This is a genomic window from Herbiconiux daphne (assembly GCF_024979295.1).
Lineage (GTDB): Bacteria > Actinomycetota > Actinomycetes > Actinomycetales > Microbacteriaceae > Herbiconiux > Herbiconiux daphnes.
On the sequence record NZ_JANLCJ010000096.1, the window covers coordinates 1 to 1,375 of the forward strand.

At 33.2% G+C, this 1,375-nt stretch carries 2 protein-coding genes; both read right to left on the reverse strand.

What is annotated here, in order from left to right:
• A partial coding sequence (locus N1032_RS23230; protein ID WP_259542714.1) for a hypothetical protein occupies positions 1-289 on the reverse strand: 289 nt, incomplete at its 3' end.
• Between the two features lie 15 nt (positions 290-304).
• On the reverse strand, positions 305-1,375 hold a 1,071-nt coding region (locus tag N1032_RS23235), incomplete at its 5' end, for a hypothetical protein (RefSeq protein WP_259542715.1).

Consider the following 1,375-nt stretch of genomic DNA (forward strand, 5'->3'; position numbering starts at 1 on the left):
ATTCAATCTTTTGCCGTTTGACAAGCATTTCACGATAGGTTAAACCTTTTTCAACTGCTTTTTCAAAATCATGCCACGATGGAAAAGCTACACGATGTACAAGCCCTTCTTCTTCATCATCTAACCAACCTACACACAAGGAATATAAAATAGATTTATATTTACTTGGGTTTTTTCTTCCTTCTGCCTTATTATATGTTAAGGTTTCTAAGTCAAGAAAAAGGCGTGTAGCCTTTTTGCTTGCCTTATGTTTCTTAATGTAAGCAGAAAATTCCTCAACGGTATTCAATAGCTTCAACTCTTTCTACAAGATATTTAGGTACCTTCTTTGAATTGCCTTAATGCTATTCTCGATATACTGATTTTTATAACGCCGTTCGTTCTGCTCAAATACAGTTTCTTTACAATCAAGTTCATACTGCCTAATACATTTGGCAATTTTTAACTCAATCAGCGTTAAATCTTTTGTAATAGCATCTTTTGAATATGCATTATCGAAAAGGTAAGTTCCCCGTTCATACTTTTTGTAGTGTGTATCAGAATAATAGGTATCTTTCAAAAATACGTTATCCTTTTTCTTATCAACAACTTCCGTACAGAAATGGTATGAATCGGCATCGGGAACAACCGATAATAGTGTATCATAGTTTTTCATGTTATACAATACATGAATATAACCCGTTCTTGTTTTAATATAAAATTCGCGTGAATTGGCTTTGATTAATTCTCTTTGTTCGTCAGTCGTTAACTGATAAGAATTAAATTTAAATTGACCCGTTGACATTGCATCTTCATGAGTTGAAAAAGCACGGTCATTTCTAATTTCATTGGCGTTGTCGTTTCTTCTCATTTCAAGCATGATATTGCCGTATTGTTGCATGGTATTAATTGTTTGAGTTTCTAGCTTATTGTATAGGTTAAGATTGGCAAGAAGTGGGGAAGAAAAGTTAACGGCATTACCTAGTAGAAAAATCTTAGGTATACCAATCAGCGGAACATCTTCTACCCTATTGATAGAACCATAGATAGTTTTGAGCCGTTCCCATTCATCAGGAAAATAATCACCTTCAATAGCAAGAAATTCGTCATAGATTAAAATTGGGAATTTCTTCAAAAATGCTGAATGATATTTCAAGTCGGTTGCGTTGTTTAAATCTGTAATAATACCGATGGTTTTTTCACCGTATGTTACTATTATATAGTCGTCTGTTCTTTTGAAAAATAGATTTTCAGGTGAATAACAATCAATTTCAGTCATGATTTCTTCAATTAAGGTTGCGTATGCATATCGTAAGGTATAATGCCTAGCAATCAATGTAAAGCCTAAATCATATTTTAGGCATGTTTGAATTAATGCCCCAGTATAGTTGAATGA